Here is an 18,105-nt window from a genome sequence, read left to right on the forward strand (position 1 = left end):
CGCCGCGCCCCGGCCGCCCGCCACGTCCTGACCGGCGGCGGCGCCCTGGTCGGCGGCGGCGGCGGCCAGGTCGGCGGCGGCGGCCTGGTCGGCCTGTGTGGCCAGTCGGGCCAGGAACGTCGACCCGGCCAAAGGCCGAGGTTCGGCGGCCGGAACGCCGCGTCGGGCGACCGCGAGCAGTGCCGCGATCCGGGGTGGATCGTCGACCGGCACGCCGCGTACCGCCGGCGGCAGCGGCTCGATCACCGCGACCACCTGGCCGGCCCACGCGGTCTCGGTGAGCAGCCCCGGCGGCATCGGGTGATCGGCGGTGCCGGTCACCGCGCGCAGTGCCCGCAACGCCGCCGCCTCGGCGGTCACCAGCGCCCGGGTGGCGTCGTTCCAGCCGATCTTCGCGTACCCCCGCGGACGACCATCGCTGGTGAACAGTTGCAGGGTGGGCTTGCCGTTCGGGTCCGGCGGGCGGACCCCGCAGGCGGCCAGCAGCGGCGTACCGCCGAGCGCGGCGGAGAGCCGGTCGGTCAACAGCAGGTCGGCCACGGGCACGCCGGTGGGCACCGAGACGGTCAGCGTCGGAAAGGGCGCCAGACCCGCCGCGCCGACCCGCGCCAATCCGCCGAGCACAGCCCGCAGTACGCGCACCTTCGGTGGCCGCAGCGCGTTGTACGCCAGCAGCGACGCCGCCCCGGCGCGCGGCGCGCCCAGCGGCACCAGGAACCGGGCCCGGGCCACCGAGGGCACCACGGCGTAGCGGGCCACCGCCCGATGACCGGCCGGCGGGGCGCCACCGAGGGTCAGGCCGACCCGCTCGTCCGGGAAGACCGCCCGGCTCACCCAGCCCAGGCCGTCCACCCGAAAGCGAGGGTCCGTGGCCGCGTCGACCCGCGTGGTCACGCCGCCCGGTCCGCCCAGTCGAGGGCCAACCCGAGCCGCTGGCGGAGCGCGTCGTTGTACGGGCGGTAGTAGTCGGTCAACTCGGCCCGCACCGCCGGCTCGAGCGGCGACGATCGCCGGTCGTTGTAGACCTTGAAGTTCGGCAGCTCGTGCGGCGGCAACCCGAGGAAGTCGAGGGTCTGCCGGTAGGTCGCACGAGCGTCGCGGTACAGGTCCTCGCTGGGCAGGAAGAGGATCTGTGCCCGGTCGAAGCGCTCCAGCCACGGCTCCAGGTGCTCCAGGTAACGGCCCCGCGCCCGGTACGTGTACCAGTCGTACGGCTCGCTGAAGGACTCCGGCTCGGCGATCAGCCGCTCCCGCTCCCCCGCTGTCCGTTCGGCCTCGGCGGCGAGCGCCGCGGTGAAGTCCAGCGGCTCGATGCCGTGGGTGCGGCGCTCCTTCCAGTGCGAGTACGCCCGCTCCACCGGATCGCGCAGCAGCACGATCAGCTTCACCGTCGGCATCAGCGCGGCGACCCGCTGCGCGGCCAGTGGATGGAACATGTACAGCGGGGCGGCCTCGCCGACCCGGACCGGCCCGCCGTGCCGCTTGGCCAACGCCTCCCGCTGGCGCACCGTCGGAAAGTGCGAGCGATACCACGCCTCGCCGCGCCCCCAGTGCTCCTCGAAGTAGTGCGCCGACTTGGTGTTCCACGCGGGGAAGAGCCGGGGCACCAGCGGGTGCTGGATGAGGTAGTTCCACAGGGAGGTGGTGCCACCGCGTTTGGTGCCGATGATCAGGAAGTCCGGCAGGGGCCGCCGATCGCTGGTCCGCATCGCGTAGTCGACGAGGGACTCCTTCACCCGGGTCGTCACCTGGGTCGGAACGAGCTGCTTCACCCGGTCACGGATGGTCGCCACGATGGAACTCACCTGCCTCTCGTCGACACCGGGACGGGCCCGTCGGCCGCAGCCGCGCCATCTCGCCCACGGATCTGCCTCATGGTCACCCGAACACCCGCGCGTACCCGGGGCAACGTCAACAAGCCGACGCAACCGGCCGCCAGCACGCCCAACGCCACCACCAGCCCGGACAGGCCGCGCCCGCCGACCAGGACGCCGACGCCGGCCGCCGCGCCCACGCCGACAGCCGTGGCCGCCGCCGCGCGCAGCGTCGCCGCGTCGACCAGCGGCTCCCGGACCACCGACCGGGCGAACCCGGCGGCGGTGAGATTCTCGGTGGCGATACCGGCGGCCCAGGCCACCGCCGCTCCCGTGGCGCCGTGCCCAGGGATCAGCCAGAGCCCCAGCGAGACGGTCACGGTCAGCCCGGCCAGGGTCGCCACCAGGTGCAGCCCACTGCGCCCGCCCATCAGCAGCAGGCTCTGCACGTTGCCCACCCCGGTGTTCACGAGCATCGCCAGCGCGAGCACCGTCATCGCCGGCACGCCGGCGGTGAACTCCGGCCCGAAGAGTTGGAGGAAGGCCAGCGCGAAGACCGCCAGCAGCAGGTACACCGGCCAGGACAGCACCAGCCCCCAGGTGGTCAACTGCCGGTGCACGGCCGCCGCGGCGGCCCGCTCGCCCCGCCCGAGCAGCCGGGACAGCTGCGGTGACACGGCCACCCGGAGGCCCTGCATGGCCAGCTGACCGGCCAGCACGTACCGGCCGACCGCGCCGAACACGCCGGCGTCCGCCGGGCCGGCCAGCACCGAGGTGAGCAGGACGCCCACCCACATGCTGCCCGCGTCGATGGCGGCCGAGGCGGCCCGGGGCAACGCGAAACGCCAGAACGTCGACCAGTCGGCGCGGTTGGGCCGCAGCGCCGCGCCGCGACCCAGCCCGATCGGGCCGGCCACCAGGGTGAGGCTGACCAGCAGCGCGAGGGCCGCCGGCACCAGCCAGCCGGTCATGCCGGCGAGCAGACCACCACCGGCCAGCGCGGCGGCGCCGACCAGCACCGGGCGTGCCACCGGCAGCAGGAGGAACTGCACTCCGACGTACGCCCGGATGGGCCGCACGCAGCGCAGCGCGGCCAGCAGCAGGGTCATCGCCACCACCACCGGCACCGCGGCGAAGGTGACGGTGAGCAGCGCGCCGGCCGCGTCGCCGGAGCCGCGCAACAGCCGGGGAGCGAGCGCGTCGGCGGCCAGCGTGCCCGCGCCGGCGACCAGCAGCCCGGCGAGCAACGGCGGGATCAGCGCCACCGGGAGCACCCGGGCCGCGTCCCCCCGGACGCCGGTGCGACGCCGGGGCAGCGCCCACATCAGACCGGTCTCCGCGCCGAGCGTGCAGACCGCCGTGGCCACGGTGACCACCCCGATCGCCGCGAAGAACGCGCCCGCGCCGGCCGTCCCGTACCCCCGGGTGATGACCACGGCCAGCACGAAGCCGAACAGGCCACTGGTCGCCGCGCCCACCAGCCCGGCCACGCCGCTGCGCGCGCTGCGCCGGGTCTCGGCCGCACCGGCGTCCCCCGCCGTCCCGGAAGCGACCGGCGTCGCCGGATCGTCCGGGCGCTCCGGGTCGGCGTCGGCCGACGTCCGGGCCGTGGCCGTCACGCGGGCACCGTCCGCAGTGCCGGCGGCCGGGCCAACCAGGCCCGCCGCTCCCGCTCGGTGAGCGCCATCGCGAAGGCGACCGCGAAGAACGCGACCGTCAGATTCTGGTTGGCCATGCCATAGAAGGGGATCTGCACCAGGCAGACCACCGGCACCACCGCCAGCCACTGCCCGGCGGCCGAGGTCGCCCGGGCGCAACTCACCGCGGCGGCCACGAACCAGGCCAGGAAGCAGACCAGCGCCGGTACGCCGTGACTGAACAGCACCATCCACAGCTGCCCCTGGGTGCCGATCGGAGCGTCGGCGGAGACGGTGTCCACGTTCACCGGTGCGCCGTAGCCCAGCCACGGCGAATCCTGCACCCGGCGGATCACCTCGGTGTAGAGCGAGAGCCGGTCCGTGTTGGTGTCACTCGAGTCGACGCGCTGGTTGATCAGGTCGGTGATCGGAATGACGACGGTCGCCAGCGCGCCGATCACCACCACCCCGACGATGGACGCGGCGACCCGGACGTTGCCGCGCAGGCTGGCCCGCACCCCGAGCACCGCCAGGCCGACGCCGAGGCTGAGGAACATCGCCCGGTTGAGGGTGAAGAACGCCGGCCCGAGTGACAGCGGCAGCGACGCCAACAGCGCCCAGCGCAGCAGCCCTCGACGGCGCAGCATGGTGAAGGCCACCACGCAGGGCAGCGTCATCGCGTACGCGCTGCCGTAGTTGTTGGTGTACGCGAACGGCGCGGCCGGCCGGTAGATCGGGTTGAGCGAGCGGGAGCTGTACTCCGCCGTGGTCAGGTGCACCATGTCCTGGATGAACGGGGCGCGGGCCACCCCGGCGGGCAGCAGCACCTCCATCGGGGTGGCCATCGCCAGCCGGGGCATCAGCACCCCGAGCCAGCCCAGCACCACCAACGCGAACCAGAACGCGCAGAGCGGGCTGAGCACCACCGTCAGGTCCGCGCGTTCCCGGGCCGCGACGTACACGTAGACCCCGACCACCAGCGCGGTCACGTAGAAGGCCAGCCGCAGGGCGAACGTCAGCAGCGAGGCCGGCGACGGCAACTGCGTGGCGCTGACCACCACGATGGCCAGGAACAGCAGCCAGAGGCCGCTGGCCGGCGGCAACGGCACCCGACCCCGGGTGAGCAGCAGAGCGAGCAGCAACGCGCCCAGCAGCGACCAACCGAGGTAGAACGCCCCGAGCAGCCACCAGAGTGGCACCAGGCCGAACATCAGCGACAGCGGCCAGAGCGGCAGCCGCGGTGGCGACGGCAGCGGCACCGGCGCGACGGGCGCCGGGGCGGCACCGGGCGGCGGCCCGGTCGCCGGGGCGCGGGTGACCGACACCGATCAGGCCCGGCCGTTGCGGGTGAGCACGAAGCCCAGCGGGGCGACCCCCGCGGCGCGCAGCCGCTCCACCAACCGCCGTAGGTCGCCCTGCCGGGTGCGGTCCCGCTCGACGACCACCACGGCGCTGCCCTGCCGGGCCACCGCGACGCCGCGCTCGTCGGACTCCGCCGGCGGCGCGTTGAACAGCACCAGCCCGTGGTCCGCGCCCTGCCGCCAGGTGCCGAACTTGACGCTACCCACCCCGACGGTCACCTCGTCCGGGGTGGCCGCCCGGCCGTTCTCGGGCAGAGCGGAGGCCACCCGCGGCAGCGTCAGGGTCGCGTCCGGGTCGGTGGACGGCCGGGCGCCGGGCGGGTGCGGGGAGGGTCGGCGGGGCGGTGCCGTGTCCGGGATGGTGCCGGCCACGGCCGGGGTGCCGGCCGGGCGGGGCTTGGGTACCGGCGTGCGGGACGGGTCGACGGGCAGCCGCCCCCGGTCGGCGAGCACCGCCGTGCGTAGCCGGTCGACCCGGCCGCTGTCGTCGGCGACGAACACCTCCCGACCATCGGCGGCGAGTGCCACGGCGAGCCCGGCGGTGAGCAGCGTGGCGTCCTCCCGGGAGCTGACCAGCGCGACCCGGGCCGGCTGGCGGACCCGTTCCGCGACCGCCATCGCCACGTACCGGACGTCCGCGTCGACCGCCCGGGGACTGCCCCGGAACCCCGGCCGGCGCACCGTGCCGAGCAGCGGCAGGCCGGTCGCGTCCCGGGCGTCGGCGACCGAGCGGACCCGCCGGTCGGCCGACTCCCAGGCGTACGCCAGCACGACGCCGATCAGCGCTCCACCCAGCAGACCGGCGACCACGTAGACCGCCCCGTGCCCGGCGGAGGAGACCAGCGCCCGCTCGGCGGTCTGGGTGACCCAGCCCGGGTTGATGTCCACCGCCGCGATCTCGGTACGGGCGGAGTTGAGCTGGGTGAGCTGATTGTTGATCCCGGCCAGCTCGGCCACCGCGGCGTCCGAGTTGGCGCTGTCCTTGGCGCCGGTGATCCGCTTCTGGACGGCGGCCTGCTGGGCGACGACCTTGGTGATGCTGGCGTCGTAGGAGCGCAGCATCTCGGCGCGCTGCTGCTCGTACATGGTGCGTCGGACGTCCAGATAGGTCCGTGCGGCGAGGTTGGCGCTCTCCACCGCCCGCTGCCCGCTCTGCGCCTGATAGGTGAAGCGCAGGATCTGCCCGCCGGTGGGCACCTCGACCTCGAGGGCGTTGCGGATGTCGCGCGGGTCGCCGCCGGCCGAGTCGGCGAGCCGCTGGACCACCTCGGTGCCGGTGGCGATGCCGCTCTCCACGTTCATGTTCACGGCGCGGTCGGCGCCCGCGCCGCTGGGGGTGAACGCATCGGTGACCACCGGCCGGACCGCCACCACAGCGCTCGCGCTCACCGCCGACGGCACCAGCGCCACGTAGCCGAGGGCGGCGAGCAGACCGGCCGTGGCGACCGCCAGCACCAGTCGCAGCCGATGCAGCGGCACCCGGAGCAGGTCGGTCAGCGTGAGGGCACGGGCGGCGGGGGGCGGGCTGTCCGTGGGCCAGGAGGCGGGAGGCGCATCAGTCATGGAACTTCTTCACCGTCTGTTGGGGATTGCCGACGACCACGACGCTGGGCGGCACGTCCGTACGGACCACCGTCGCGGCGCCGACGACGCTGTCCCGACCGACCCGCACCCCCTTGAGGACCAGGGCGTGCGCGCCGATCCACACGTTCTCCTCAATGACGATCGGGGCGCGGGTGGCCGGCCCCGGCGGCGCGTGCCGCTGCGCGGGCGGCAGGTTGTGGAAGTCGTTGTCGAGCAGCTCGCAGTCCGACAGGAGGCACCGGTCCCCCACGGTCACCGACGTCCAGGTGCCGATCCAGGTGGCGTTCAGCAGACAGTCGGCGCCGATGTGCACCTCGCCGGGCCCGGCGAAGCGGACCAGCTTGTTGATGCGGGTCCGGTCACCGATGCGCACCCGTACCCCCCGGCGCAGCCGGATCCGGCCGCGGATCTCCACGTCCCGGCCGAGCGTCAACCGCCGGTAGCGAAGCTGGTACCAGCCGCGTTTGACCGCGAAGACCAAGCGCACCGCGCGTCTCGCGCGGATGCCAGCGGCGCCGGGCAACGAGCCTCCCCCCGTCGCGGAGCCGGTGGCGGTGGTACCGCCACCGGCTCAACGTGAACAATCTACCGATGTTCCATTACGAACGGTTACCCGTCACTGTACGGAGAAGAATGTTGAAGGCACGGACCAGGACAACTCGGGCGTGGCCGTGGCGATCACCGTCGCCGTCGTACCGTCGACCACGGCGGCCGGCGCGGCCGTCGGGTCGAACGCCACACTGCGCAGCGCGCCGTCGGTGGCGCCGTAGACGATCCGACCGCCCACCCACGCCATGCCGCGCACCGTCGACCAGGTGACGCCGGTGGTCGGCAGGGCGAACTCGGTGGCACCGAGGTAGCTGCCGTCCATCTCGAAGTAGCGGTAGTAGAGGTTGTTGGTGCCGGTACGGGTGTAGTAGAGCCGACCATCGAGGAAGAAGGCGCCGGTCAGCGCCGCCGGGTTGTACCAGTCGTTGTAGCCGGACGCCTCCCAGGGCGACCCGATCGCTCCGCCACCGAACAGCGAGATGTCGATCCGGCTGCCGGTGGGCGTGCCGGCCACCGTGTGCGACCAGTAGATCCGGTCGTCCACCCGCCAGGTCGCACCGGCCGCCGTGTAGTTGGGCTGGCTGACCGTGACCGGGGTGCCGAGCGTCGTACCGTCGAACGGCACCTTCGCCACCGTGCCCGGCGCGGTGCCCAGGTAGAGATTTCCGGTGGTCGCGCTCGGCGGGTTCTTCGGGGTGAAGGTGCGCCCGCCGGCCAGCGGGAACACGCCGAGCCGCCCGTGGTACTCCTCGCCCATCCCGTCGGAGTTGTGCCCGAAGTAGAGACCGTCCGAGCCGCGCCACAGCACCGGCACCGACGAACCCCAACCGCTGGCGCCCGCGGGTAGCGCCGAGCCGCCGCTGCGGCGCGGGTTCCAGTTGACCGGCATGCCGGTCGCCGGGGTCACCGCGGCGACGCCGAGCCGGTCGACCGCGCCGGGGCCGGCGCTGTCGCTGGCGTTCGGGTTGTTCATCCAGCGGAAGTGCCCGCCAAGGTAGATGACGTTGTCGGCCACCTCGACCGAGGTGATGGTGTCGTTACCGGTGAAGTCGATCCAGGTGGCCAACTGACCGCTGCCCCGGGCGGCGGTCTCGAAGCGGACCAGCGCGTCGCAGTACGCGGTCGGCCAGCCGCCGCCACCGTTGCTGCCGACCACGAACCAGCTGCCGTCGCCGCCGAACTTCACGTCCTGCGCGTAGTGGACGAAGGTCGCCGGTGCCGCGCACGGCGGCACGTACTTCTCGGTGCTCCAGTCGATCACCGCCGGGGTGGCGGTGAGGTCGACCAGCGCCAACTGGTTGCGCGGCAGGCCGTTGACCTCCATGAAGTTGCCACCGGCGACCAGGGTGTTGCCGTCGGGCGTGACATCGATGGTCCACACGTACGAGGTGGTGCTGTGCCGTCCGACGGTGGCGTTGATGGAGAAGCCCGGGTCGATCGCGCCGGTGGTGGCGTTGAGCCGGCCCAGCCCGGCGTGCGCGACGCCGTTGAGCCAGTTGAACGCGCCGGCCACGTAGAGCCAGTTGCCGTGCAGCACCAGATCACGGACGGTGCCGCCGTCGGAGCGACCGACCCAGCTGTCGATGATCGCCCCGGTGGCGGGGTTGAGCGCGACCAGGTTCTTGCGGGACACCCCGTTGACGTTTTTGAAGGTGCCACCGACGATCAGCGTGCCGCCCGGCCCCGCGATCAGCGTGTTGACCGCGCCGTCGAGGACCGGCAGGAAGGTGGTGGAGATCGTGCCGGTGCTGCCGTTGTACGCGAACAGGTAGCGCTGGGTCGTCCAGGCGGAGCCGGAGGTCTGCCGGATCTGGGTGAAACTGCCGCCGACGAAGACGGTGCCGCCCACCTGGGCGAAGGCACGGGTCTCACCGTCGCGGGCGTGAGGGGTCGAGTTGCTGGGGTTCGCCGACACCAGGGTCGCCGTCTCGGGGATCGGCACCACCGCCGCCGAGGCCGTGGTGGGCACGCTGAGCAGCGCGGCGACGGTCGCGAGCGCGACCACCCCCGCACGAGTACGACGTGGTCCGGCGAAACGCCACAAGTGCGAGAGTCTGGGCACGCTGCGCCTCCAAGGTGGGATGTGAACCCGAGGTAGCGTGCCTCGCCCACCTTGACAGGCGCATCCGCCGATCAGGCGGTGCATCGATCCGCTTGCCGACAGAACGCTGACCGGATCGGATGTCCGACCCGGCTCAGCGAACTGCCGGCACCACTCCAGCCGTGATCGTCAGCGGCTCCCTCCGGTGGGCTGGCGGAGGTAGGAGTCCTTGCCGGCCTGGGTGAAGCCGGCGACCGCGGAGGCGTCGTGGTTCATCGTCATGTCGCAGGTCGACGTACGGCTGGTCATGCCCGCCGAGTTGAAGTAGATCGCTGCCTTGATCTTCGGGTGCGCCTTGAGGGCCGCCGGGAACTCCTGGAACCAACGCTGCTTCGCGCCGGGATCGGCGGAGTTGAAGTTGGTGCCGAACTCGGCGAGCATCCGTGGCTTGCCGGCGCCGACGCCGTTGTCGTCCAGCCAACGGTAGAAGCCGTCCACCGTGGTGTTCGGGCTCTTCCACACCGTGCTGCCGTTACAGACATGGAAGTTGTACGGGTCGTAGGCCACCCAGTCGACGTAGCGGTCGCCGGGGTACAGGTTGGCGTACCGGGAGTAGTGGCCGGACCAGCCCATCATCGTCCAGACCCAGACCGCGTTGGTCGCGCCGGCCTTGGCGAACCGCTCGTACACGTACTTCCAGGCGCGGACGAAGTCGGCGTCGCTGCCCTTGCCCGGCTCGTCCTCGGGCTCGTGGTCGAAGCCCATGAAGACCGGCGCGCCGGCGGCCCGGATCCGGCCCGCGACCGCGTCGATGGTCGCGTCCTGCCGGCCACTGTAGACATCCGCCCACTTCAGGGTGGTGCCGGCGGAGAAGTTGCGGGATTCCCAGGCGAAGAACATCAGCCGACCCTCGCGCATCTGCTGAGACTCGTACGCGTCGGGGAAGGCCCCGTTGCTGCCCGCGTTGGAGAAGTCGTGGTACCGGTGCACGATGTCGAACTTGCGCCCGACCTGCGTCTCCACGTCGGTGATCGCCTTACCGTGGTTCCAGCCGCCACCCGCCCCGGCGGGTGAGTACATGCCCCACCAGGCACCGCAGGACGGGACGAGCTTGTCCGACACCGCGCCGCAGCGGCCGGGCGGGACGGTCGAGCTCGACGTCGGGCTGGGCGTCCGGGTCGGCGCGACGGTGGCCGACGGCTTCGGCGCGGCGGTGGTCGGCGGGGCGCTGGGCGTCGGCGGCACCGAGCGGGTCGGCGTCGCCGAGGGACGCGCACCGATGTCGTAGCTGATCACCAGGCGGGGCCGCAGCTCCACGTCCCGGTTGTCGGCGGACGCCCAGTAGATCCTGGTCTCCAGGCCGGCCTGGGCCAGCGAGACCGTCCAGGTGCCGTTGCCGGTGACCAGCCCCGAGACGTCCCACTCGTTGAAGCCCTTCGACACTCCGGTCACGCTGTCCAACGCGACACCGGCCGGCGCCAGGGCCGGCCGGGCCTCGCGGGCGCTCAGCGGCGTGGCATGCGCGGTCACCGTGGCCGGGAACTGCTGCCAGGCGTGCACCCGCAGCGTCGTCCGGATGTTGACCGCCGCTGCCGGCAGGGTGGTCACCGCGAACTCGATGACCGCCTCCCGGCCGCCGCGCGGGTTGCCGTCGCAGCGCGTCGAGCAGGTCGCGAGGGTCGTCTTGACGGCGTTGTCGCCGTCCTGCAGGACCGCGGTCGCGGTGGTGTCCGCCGCCGCGTGAATGGACAGATCGTCGCTGGCCAGCAGCGGCAACATGGTCGCTACGATGCCGGCCACCACCGAGCCGCCGACGACGCCGATGGCGATCGCCTTGCGTCGGGGGCCGGGGTGGAACCGGGTCATGCGGTGCAGTCCGTGCCTGGTCAAGGAAAACTCCCTGTGGTTGCTGCCGTAACTCTGGGCAGCGTATCGACGCCCCTGGCATGTCGCGCGGAGGACAGTTTCCCGTAAGCGCGTCTTAACCGTGCGCTAAGAAAGCCGTCTGAGCAGGAGATCTACTGCGCAGGATCGTGCGGATGGCCACGCCGACCGCACGCCGGGGTCATCGGCGGCGGCCCGCCACCAGGGCTTCCCGCATCGCCTCGACCGGCGCGGCCACGCCGGTGAACAGCTCGAACTGGCCGACGGCCTGGGCGAGCAGCAGATCCAATCCGGACACCACCCGCAGGCCGGCCGCCAGGGCACTGGCACCCAGCGGCGTCGGCCACGGATCGTAGAGCGCGTCGAAGTAGACCGTCCCCGGTCGCCAGGTCACGGCCTGCGCGAGCGGATCGGCCACCCCCTTCGGCACGGTGGCGACGACCACGTCGACGTCCATGCGCTCTGCGGCGCCGGACCAGTCGGCGGCCGTCAGGAGGACACCCAACGCATCCGCCACCGGCCGCAGCTCGCGGATCGCCTCCGCCCGCCGCGCCACCACGGTCACCGAGGAGCACCCGAGGCGGGCTGCGGCGGCCAGCGCGGCACGGGCCGTACCGCCCGCTCCCAGCACGGTCATGCTGCCGCCGGCGGCCACCCCCGCGTCGGTGAGCACCTGCACCATGCCGGTGACGTCGGTGTTGTCGGCGTACCAGGAGCCGTCCGGGCGGTGCACCAGCGTGTTGGCGGCACCGACGGCGGCGGCGACCGGCGACGTCTCAGCGGCCAGACCGAGCGCCGCCTCCTTGCCGGGCATGGTCACCGACAGCCCCACCCACTGCGGGCCGAGGCCGTCGACCAGACCCGCCAGCTCCGAGGCGCCGCACTCGATCCGGGTGTACGACCACCCGGTCAGCCCGGCCGCCGCGTACCCGGCGGTGTGGATCAGCGGCGAGAGGGAGTGCGTGATCGGCGTGCCGACCACGGCCGCCCTCACGAGCAGTTCTCGCCGCTGAGCACGCCGTTCTTGCACATCTGCCGCTGCAGGTTCCGGAAGTCGGCGTCGTTGGAGCCGTAGCCCATCGTGCCCTTCTTGTCGACGGTCATGAAGTAGACCCAGTCGCCGTTGGGTGCGTTCATCGCGCCCTTCAGCGCGTCCTCACCCGGGTTGCTGATCGGGGTGATCGTCAGGCCGTCGGCACCGTGGGTGCGGTACGGGTTCTTGGGATCGTTGAGCTCGCTGGCCTTGAGGACGTCCGAGTCCTTCGGATCCTTGCCCTGCAACCGCAGCCAGTAGTTGATCGCGCTGTCGATCTCCAGGCACTTGCAGTGGTACTTGTCCGTGTACACCCGGTTGTAGATCACCCGGGACACCTTCGGGAAGTCGACGTGATTGACCGACTCGGCCTGCGCGATGGACGCCGTGATCAGCGCCTCGTACGGGGAGATGCCCCGCTTGCCCTCGACCGTCTCGACGAACTTCATCTGGCTGGTGACCTCGAGGAACTGGTTCACCATCAGCGAGAGGATCTGCGCGGCCGTCGCCTTCGGGGGGATCTCGTAGGTCGCCGGGAAGAGGAAGCCCTCGATGCTCTTCGGCCCCTTCTTGCCGTCCCCCCGGTTGAACCAGAAGGCCGGCACGCCCAACTTGATCGGGTCCTTCGCGGCGGCCTTGAACTCGGCGGCCGGGATCTTGGTGGCCTTGGAGAGCTCGTCGTAGATCGCCAGGGTGATCATGCCCTCCGGGATGGTCACACCGTTGACCACGCGACTCTTCGGGTCGAGCAGCAGGGTCACGGCGTCGGCGGCGCGCATCTCCTTCTTGACCTTGTAGCGGCCCACCTGGATGTTCTTGCTGCGGGAGTTCGCGTCCGCCGCCTCGATGAACGCCTTGACGCTCTTGATCACCTGGGCCTCGTAGAGCGTGGCGCCGATATCGGTGGCGCTGTCACCGGTCTTGACATCGACCAGCACCTCGCCCGAGCCCGGGCCGTCGTAGTCCGGGGTGACGAAGTGGTTCTGGATCCGGTCGAAACCGATGTAGGCCCCGCCGCCGATGCCGCCCAGCAGGATCAGGGCCAGCAGCAGAGCCAGGAACGTCTTGGCTCGGCCGCCCCCGGAACCGCCCTTGCGCTTACGGACGAAGCTGTGTCGGTGTCGACCCTTCTCCCCCCGGTCCGGCTCGTCGAACCCCAGGTCCAGATCGTCGATCATTGCGTCCGCCTCCGCTGCGCGTCCAGCCAGCTCTGCAGAATCTCCACCGCGGCCGCCTGGTCGACAACCGCACGTTGACGTTTGCCCCGGACGCCACGCTCGGCCAGCCTACGAGAAGCGACCACCGTCGACATCCTCTCGTCGGTGAGCGTTACCGGGACGGGGGCTATCACATCGACCAGTCGGTCAGCGTACGCCTTCACGTGGACCGCCGCCGGGCCGAGTTTTCCGGCGAGATTAACCGGAAGACCGACGACGACCTCCACCGCCTCGTGCTCGGCGATGAGCGCGGCCAGCTCGGCGAGGTCGCTCGGCACCGCGTCCGGCCCCGTGGTGAGGTCGCGGGCCAGGGTCACCAGCGGGGTGGCCAGCACGCCGTCCGGATCCGAGCGGGAGACCCCCACCCGAACCTGGCCGACATCCACCCCGAGCCGGACTCCACGCGTCAGCTCAGTCACCGACGGTCACTCCTCGGATCGAACGAGCCAGGGCGGACCGAACGGCCCGCCCTGGCTCGAAGAAGATCATCCATCACGCGTCGGAGATCGCCTTCTCGACGGTGAGCAGCAGCGTCGGCGCCTCGGTCGCGGGCAGGCCGCCGCCCTGGGCCAGGTCGGGGCTGCCCCCGCCGCGCCCGGAGAACGCCGCCTTCACCAGATCCGAGGCGGCGAGGCCCCGACCCCGGGCGGCCGCGTTGACCGCGACCACCAGGGACGCCTTGCCGTTGGCCCGAGCCGCCACCGCGACCACCGCCGGCCGCGCCGGGTCGATGTTGTCGATCTTGCCGCGGATCTCCTGAGCGAGGGTCCGTACGTCGTTGCCGGCCGCACCCTCCGGCGCCTCGGTGCCCACGTACGCGACCCCGCGCACATCCTTGGCCTGCGCGGCGAGCGCGGCAGCACCACCCAGCACCAGCTGGGCGCGCAGCTTCTCCAGCTCCTTCTCCGCGTCCCGGAGCTGGGTGACGGTCTGCTCCACCCGGTCGGCGACCTGATCGTTGGGCACCCGGTACAGCTCGGCCAGCCGGGAGACCAGCAGGTGCTCCTTGGCCAGGAAGCCGAAGGCGTCCATGCCGACCAACGCCTCGACCCGACGGACGCCGGAGCCGATCGACGACTCGGAGAGGATCTTCACGAGGCCGAGCTGCGCCGAGCGGGCCACGTGCGTGCCGCCGCACAGCTCCCGGGCGTAGTCACCCACCTCGACGACCCGCACCTCCTCGCCGTACTTCTCGCCGAAGAGCGCCATCGCGCCGATCCGCCGCGCCTCGTCCAGCGAGGTGATGAAGGCGTGCACCTCCAGGTCGGCCAGCAGCACCTCGTTGACCTGCTGCTCCACGTCACGCAGCACGGCCGGCGACACCCCGGTCGGGGTGTTGAAGTCGAACCGCAGCCGGCCCGGCGCGTTCAGCGAACCCGCCTGGGTGGCCGACTCGCCGAGGAAGTTGCGCATGGTCTGGTGCACCAGGTGGGTGGCGGTGTGTGACCGGGAGATCGCCCGCCGCCGAGTGGTGTCGATCTCGGCGTAGCCGGTCTCGCCGGCGCGCACCTCACCCCGGATCACCCGGGCCCGGTGCACGATCAGGCCGGGCACCGGCTGCTGCACGTCGAGCACCTCGACCTGGCCACCGCCCACGGTGATCATGCCCTGGTCGGGCTGCTGGCCACCGCCCTCGGCGTAGAACGGGGTCGTGTCGAGCACCAGCTCGATCGTGTCGCCCTCGGTCGCCGCCTGACGCGGGCCGTCGGCACCGAGCAGCGCCCGCACCGTCGACTCCCGCGCCACCTCGCTGTACCCGGTGAACGTCACCGGGCCACCCGAGTCGAGCACCCCCCGGTACGCCGACAGGTCGGTGTGCCCGGTCTTACGCGCCTGCGCGTCCGCCTTCGCCCGGGTCCGCTGGTCGGCCATCAGCCGGCGGAAGCCCTCGTCGTCGACCTGGAGACCCTGCTCCGCGGCGATCTCGAGGGTCAGGTCGATCGGGAAGCCGTACGTGTCGTGCAGCTGGAACGCCTTCGCGCCGGACAGCGCCGAGCCGCCCGCGGTGCGGGTCTCGGCGATCGCCGTGTCCAGGATCGTGGTGCCGGCACGCAGGGTGGACAGGAAGGCGTCCTCCTCCGCGTACGCGTAGTCCGCGATGCGGTCGAAGTCGGTCGCCAGCTCCGGGTACGACGGGGCCATGCAGTCCCGGGCCACCGGCAGCAGCTCGGGCAGCGCCTTGTCCTGCCAGCCGAGCAGCCGGATCGACCGGATCGCCCGCCGCATGATCCGGCGCAGCACGTAGCCGCGCCCCTCGTTGCTCGGGGTCACCCCGTCGCCGATCAGCATCAGCGCGGTCCGGACGTGGTCGGCGATCACGCGCAGCCGGACGTCGTCCGGGTGCGACTCGCTCGCCACGTGGCCGGAGTGGGCGCCGTAGCGCTTCCCGGTCAGCTCCGCCGCCCGGGCCAGGATCGGCCGGACCTCGTCGATCTCGTAGAGGTTGTCGACCCCCTGCAGGATCGAGGCCATCCGCTCCAGGCCCATGCCGGTGTCGATGTTCTTCGCCGGCAGGTCACCCAGGATCGGGTAGTCGTCCTTGGTGGTGCCCGGGCCCCGCTCGAACTGCATGAAGACGAGGTTCCAGAACTCCATGTAGCGGTCCTCGTCGACCGCCGGGCCGCCCTCGCGGCCGTACTCCGGGCCCCGGTCGTAGAACAGCTCGGAGCACGGACCGCACGGCCCCGGGATGCCCATCGACCAGAAGTTGTCCGCCTTGCCCCGGCGGACGATCCGCTCGGCCGGCACACCCACCGACCGCCAGATCTCGTACGCCTCGTCGTCGTCGAGGTAGACCGTCGGCCAGACCCGCTCCGGGTCGAGCCCGAAGCCGCCGTCGGCCTGCGACTTGGTGACCAGGTCCCACGCGAGCGGAATCGCGCCCGACTTGAAGTAGTCACCGAAGGAGAAGTTGCCGTTCATCTGGAAGAACGTGCCGTGCCGACTGGTCTTGCCGACCTCGTCGATGTCCGGGGTGCGGATGCACTTCTGGACGCTGACGGCCCGCTGGTACGGCGCCGCCTGCTGACCCAGGAAGTAGGGGACGAACTGCACCATGCCGGCGTTGACGAACAGCAGGTTCGGGTCGCTGATGGCGGGCAGCGGAGCGGACGGCACCACGGCGTGGCCGTTCGCCTCGAAGTGCGCGAGGTACCGCCGCTTGATCTCCGCCGTCTTCATCGCTGGTGTTCCTCCGGAAAGATGTCTCGATCGCCGATCCGCGGGGATTCCCGCAGCTCGGCGAACTGGTCGTCGAACGCCTCGCCTTGGGCGAACGCCTGGTGGATCTCCTGCTCGCGTTCGGCCATCCCGATCCGGACGTCCTCCACGAAGCTACGCAGCGATTCGACCAGCCCGCCAGCGGATTGCGTCACCTGGCTGGCGATACCGGCCGGGGTGTACGCCTGCGCGGTCCGGGTCGCCTTGCGGACCACCACCACGCCGACGGCCAGCCCGATGCCGAGCCAGAACAAGCGCCTCATGTCTCGCTACCTCCTGGTACGCCGGCCGTCAGCGGTTGCCGCGCCGGGCGGCCCGACGCTGCTGCTTGATGGTGTCGCGCACCTCGCGCTCGGTCTCGGCGTTGCGGCGGTTGGCGGCGGCCTTGCGCACGCTGTAGCCGAAGGCAGCGACCTTGACCAGCGGGTTCGCCGCGGCGGCGGAAACCACGGTGGCCAGGTTGGCGACGTTGGCGGTGACGTTCTGCGCGTGGCTGGTCATGGTGTCGACCTTCGCCAGCTGGAGGTTGACGCCGTCGAGCGAGGTCTGCACCTGCTCCAGCGCGGTGTTGACGTTCTTCACCGTGGTGTTCACGTCGCCGAGCAGCGGCGCCGTCCGCTCGTTGAGGTCGTTGATCATCCGGGTGGTGGCGTCCACGGTGTGCCGCAGCCGCAGGATGGGCAGCGTCAGGATGAGCACCAGTACCGCGAACGCGCACGCCGCGATCAGCGCCGCGACCTCTCCAATGTCGCCCACGCGTGTCCTCCTCAAGCAGAGTTCCGGGGACCCGACGTCCCCGGAACGCACGACCCTGGTCAACCCGTACGCGGGTCTGCCAACCCGTCGTCGGTCAACAGCGGCGGGCGGGCCCGCCAGCCCCAGACCCTACCGTCCGTGATGGAAACCGGCTCACGACGGTGAGGGTGTCGGCTCATCCAGTGGGTCTCCGCTGACTGTCGGGTACGGGTCCTCTCCGGTCAGTGACGGATCGGTGGTCGGCTGTGGCCTGGTCCGCTCGTCATCGATCGCGTTGCGCACCTTCACCGACACCAACGAGCCGGCACACTCGCCCGCAGCGGCCGACGGGCCGGGAGACGGCACGATCGCCGGCTCGCCGTCGACCGGTGGCGGTACGCAGGTCGGCTCGCGCACCCACAGGTCGAGAGTCAACTCGTCCCGGCGCCAGCAGCTGTAGCTGCCCTTCGTCTGCTGCTCCGGGCAGCGGGACACCTTCCACGGTTGCCAGCCGTCCGCGCGCAACGCGCTCTCGTAGACCCGCGCCGTCTCCTCCGGAGACTTCTCCGAGGTGACGGTGCGCTCGCGCAGCCGGCAGTCGAGCAGGCACCAGCGGCTGCCGCTGACGTCGTCGACCGTCTTGGCCGCGGCCCAGCCGGGCACGTTGAGCTGGTCCAGGTTGTCGAAGACCGGATCCCGGCTCAACGTGCGGATGCCGAAGAAGAGCGGCACCGCGCCGAGCAGCACGATGCTGACCAACGCCAGCACCGCCGCTCGCAGCCGACGCCGCTCGCGCGACTGCCGGCGCAGCTCCGACCGGGCGCCACCCGAGGCGGCGTCGTCGTCGGGCCCGTCGTGGCCGGCCGGGCGCAGTGCCGGCCCGTCGGCCGACTCGGACGCGGGCCGGTCCATCGAGCCGACCTCGGCGGGCACCACGGCGGCGGCCCGGGCCACGCCGACCGGTTCGCCGGGACGTCCGGGCGGTGGGCCGAATCCCGGCCCGGCCGCGTCGCCGGGGCGGCCCGGCGGCG

At 72.0% G+C, this 18,105-nt stretch carries 15 protein-coding genes; all 15 read right to left on the bottom strand.

What is annotated here, in order from left to right; genetic code table 11:
* Positions 1–894, bottom strand: an 894-nt coding sequence (locus V6V47_RS31630) for a hypothetical protein (protein WP_334632229.1), incomplete at its 3' end; no start/stop codon positions are given.
* Positions 891–1,793 carry a sulfotransferase domain-containing protein gene (locus tag V6V47_RS31635; protein ID WP_334632241.1) on the bottom strand — a complete coding sequence of 301 codons (903 nt, stop codon included), beginning with the start codon at positions 1,791–1,793 and terminating at the stop codon, positions 891–893. The genes V6V47_RS31635 and V6V47_RS31630, both read right to left, overlap by 4 nt.
* 8 nt (positions 1,794–1,801) lie before the next feature.
* Positions 1,802–3,433 carry a lipopolysaccharide biosynthesis protein gene (locus V6V47_RS31640; protein ID WP_334632230.1) on the bottom strand — a complete coding sequence of 544 codons (1,632 nt, stop codon included), beginning with the start codon at positions 3,431–3,433 and terminating at the stop codon, positions 1,802–1,804.
* Entirely contained in the window at positions 3,430–4,710 is a 1,281-nt protein-coding gene (locus tag V6V47_RS31645; protein ID WP_334632242.1) for an O-antigen ligase family protein, read from the bottom strand. Before V6V47_RS31645 ends, V6V47_RS31640 begins: the two co-directional genes overlap by 4 nt.
* A 69-nt stretch (positions 4,711–4,779) precedes the next feature.
* Positions 4,780–6,375 (bottom strand): lipopolysaccharide biosynthesis protein, encoded by a 1,596-nt coding sequence (locus V6V47_RS31650; RefSeq protein ID WP_334632231.1) that lies wholly within the window; start codon positions 6,373–6,375, stop codon positions 4,780–4,782.
* Positions 6,368–6,883 (bottom strand): acyltransferase, encoded by a 516-nt coding sequence (locus V6V47_RS31655; RefSeq protein WP_334632232.1) that lies wholly within the window; start codon positions 6,881–6,883, stop codon positions 6,368–6,370. Before V6V47_RS31655 ends, V6V47_RS31650 begins: the two co-directional genes overlap by 8 nt.
* Before the next feature lie 129 nt (positions 6,884–7,012).
* The gene (locus tag V6V47_RS31660; RefSeq protein WP_334632233.1) at positions 7,013–8,950 is read right to left on the bottom strand and encodes a hypothetical protein; all 1,938 of its coding nucleotides are present in this window, start codon (positions 8,948–8,950) and stop codon (positions 7,013–7,015) included.
* A 225-nt stretch (positions 8,951–9,175) separates the two neighbouring features.
* Positions 9,176–10,876, bottom strand: a complete 1,701-nt coding sequence (locus tag V6V47_RS31665) for a glycoside hydrolase (RefSeq protein ID WP_334632234.1) — start codon at positions 10,874–10,876, stop codon at positions 9,176–9,178.
* Positions 10,877–11,051: 175 nt separating this feature from the next.
* On the bottom strand, positions 11,052–11,864 hold the full coding sequence (locus V6V47_RS31670) for a shikimate dehydrogenase (RefSeq protein WP_334632235.1): 813 nt from the start codon (positions 11,862–11,864) through the stop codon (positions 11,052–11,054).
* Positions 11,861–13,081 (bottom strand): endolytic transglycosylase MltG, encoded by a 1,221-nt coding sequence (gene mltG / locus V6V47_RS31675; protein WP_334632236.1) that lies wholly within the window; start codon positions 13,079–13,081, stop codon positions 11,861–11,863. Before mltG ends, V6V47_RS31670 begins: the two co-directional genes overlap by 4 nt.
* Positions 13,078–13,539, bottom strand: coding sequence for a Holliday junction resolvase RuvX (ruvX, locus tag V6V47_RS31680; RefSeq protein ID WP_334632237.1), 462 nt, complete (start codon positions 13,537–13,539; stop codon positions 13,078–13,080). Before ruvX ends, mltG begins: the two co-directional genes overlap by 4 nt.
* A 73-nt stretch (positions 13,540–13,612) precedes the next feature.
* Positions 13,613–16,300: an alanine--tRNA ligase gene (alaS, locus tag V6V47_RS31685; protein ID WP_334632238.1), complete on the bottom strand. Its 2,688-nt coding sequence runs from the start codon at positions 16,298–16,300 to the stop codon at positions 13,613–13,615.
* The gene (locus tag V6V47_RS31690) at positions 16,297–16,602 is read right to left on the bottom strand and encodes a hypothetical protein (RefSeq protein ID WP_334632239.1); all 306 of its coding nucleotides are present in this window, start codon (positions 16,600–16,602) and stop codon (positions 16,297–16,299) included. The genes alaS and V6V47_RS31690 overlap by 4 nt, the downstream gene beginning before the upstream one ends.
* 28 nt (positions 16,603–16,630) lie before the next feature.
* Positions 16,631–17,095 carry a DUF948 domain-containing protein gene (locus tag V6V47_RS31695; RefSeq protein WP_334632240.1) on the bottom strand — a complete coding sequence of 155 codons (465 nt, stop codon included), beginning with the start codon at positions 17,093–17,095 and terminating at the stop codon, positions 16,631–16,633.
* 153 nt (positions 17,096–17,248) lie between these two features.
* Positions 17,249–17,986 (bottom strand): hypothetical protein, encoded by a 738-nt coding sequence (locus tag V6V47_RS31700; RefSeq protein WP_334632243.1) that lies wholly within the window; start codon positions 17,984–17,986, stop codon positions 17,249–17,251.
* Between the last annotated feature and the right edge of the window lie 119 nt (positions 17,987–18,105).

The organism is Micromonospora sp. CPCC 205539 (genome assembly GCF_036906815.1).
Taxonomy (GTDB): domain Bacteria; phylum Actinomycetota; class Actinomycetes; order Mycobacteriales; family Micromonosporaceae; genus Micromonospora.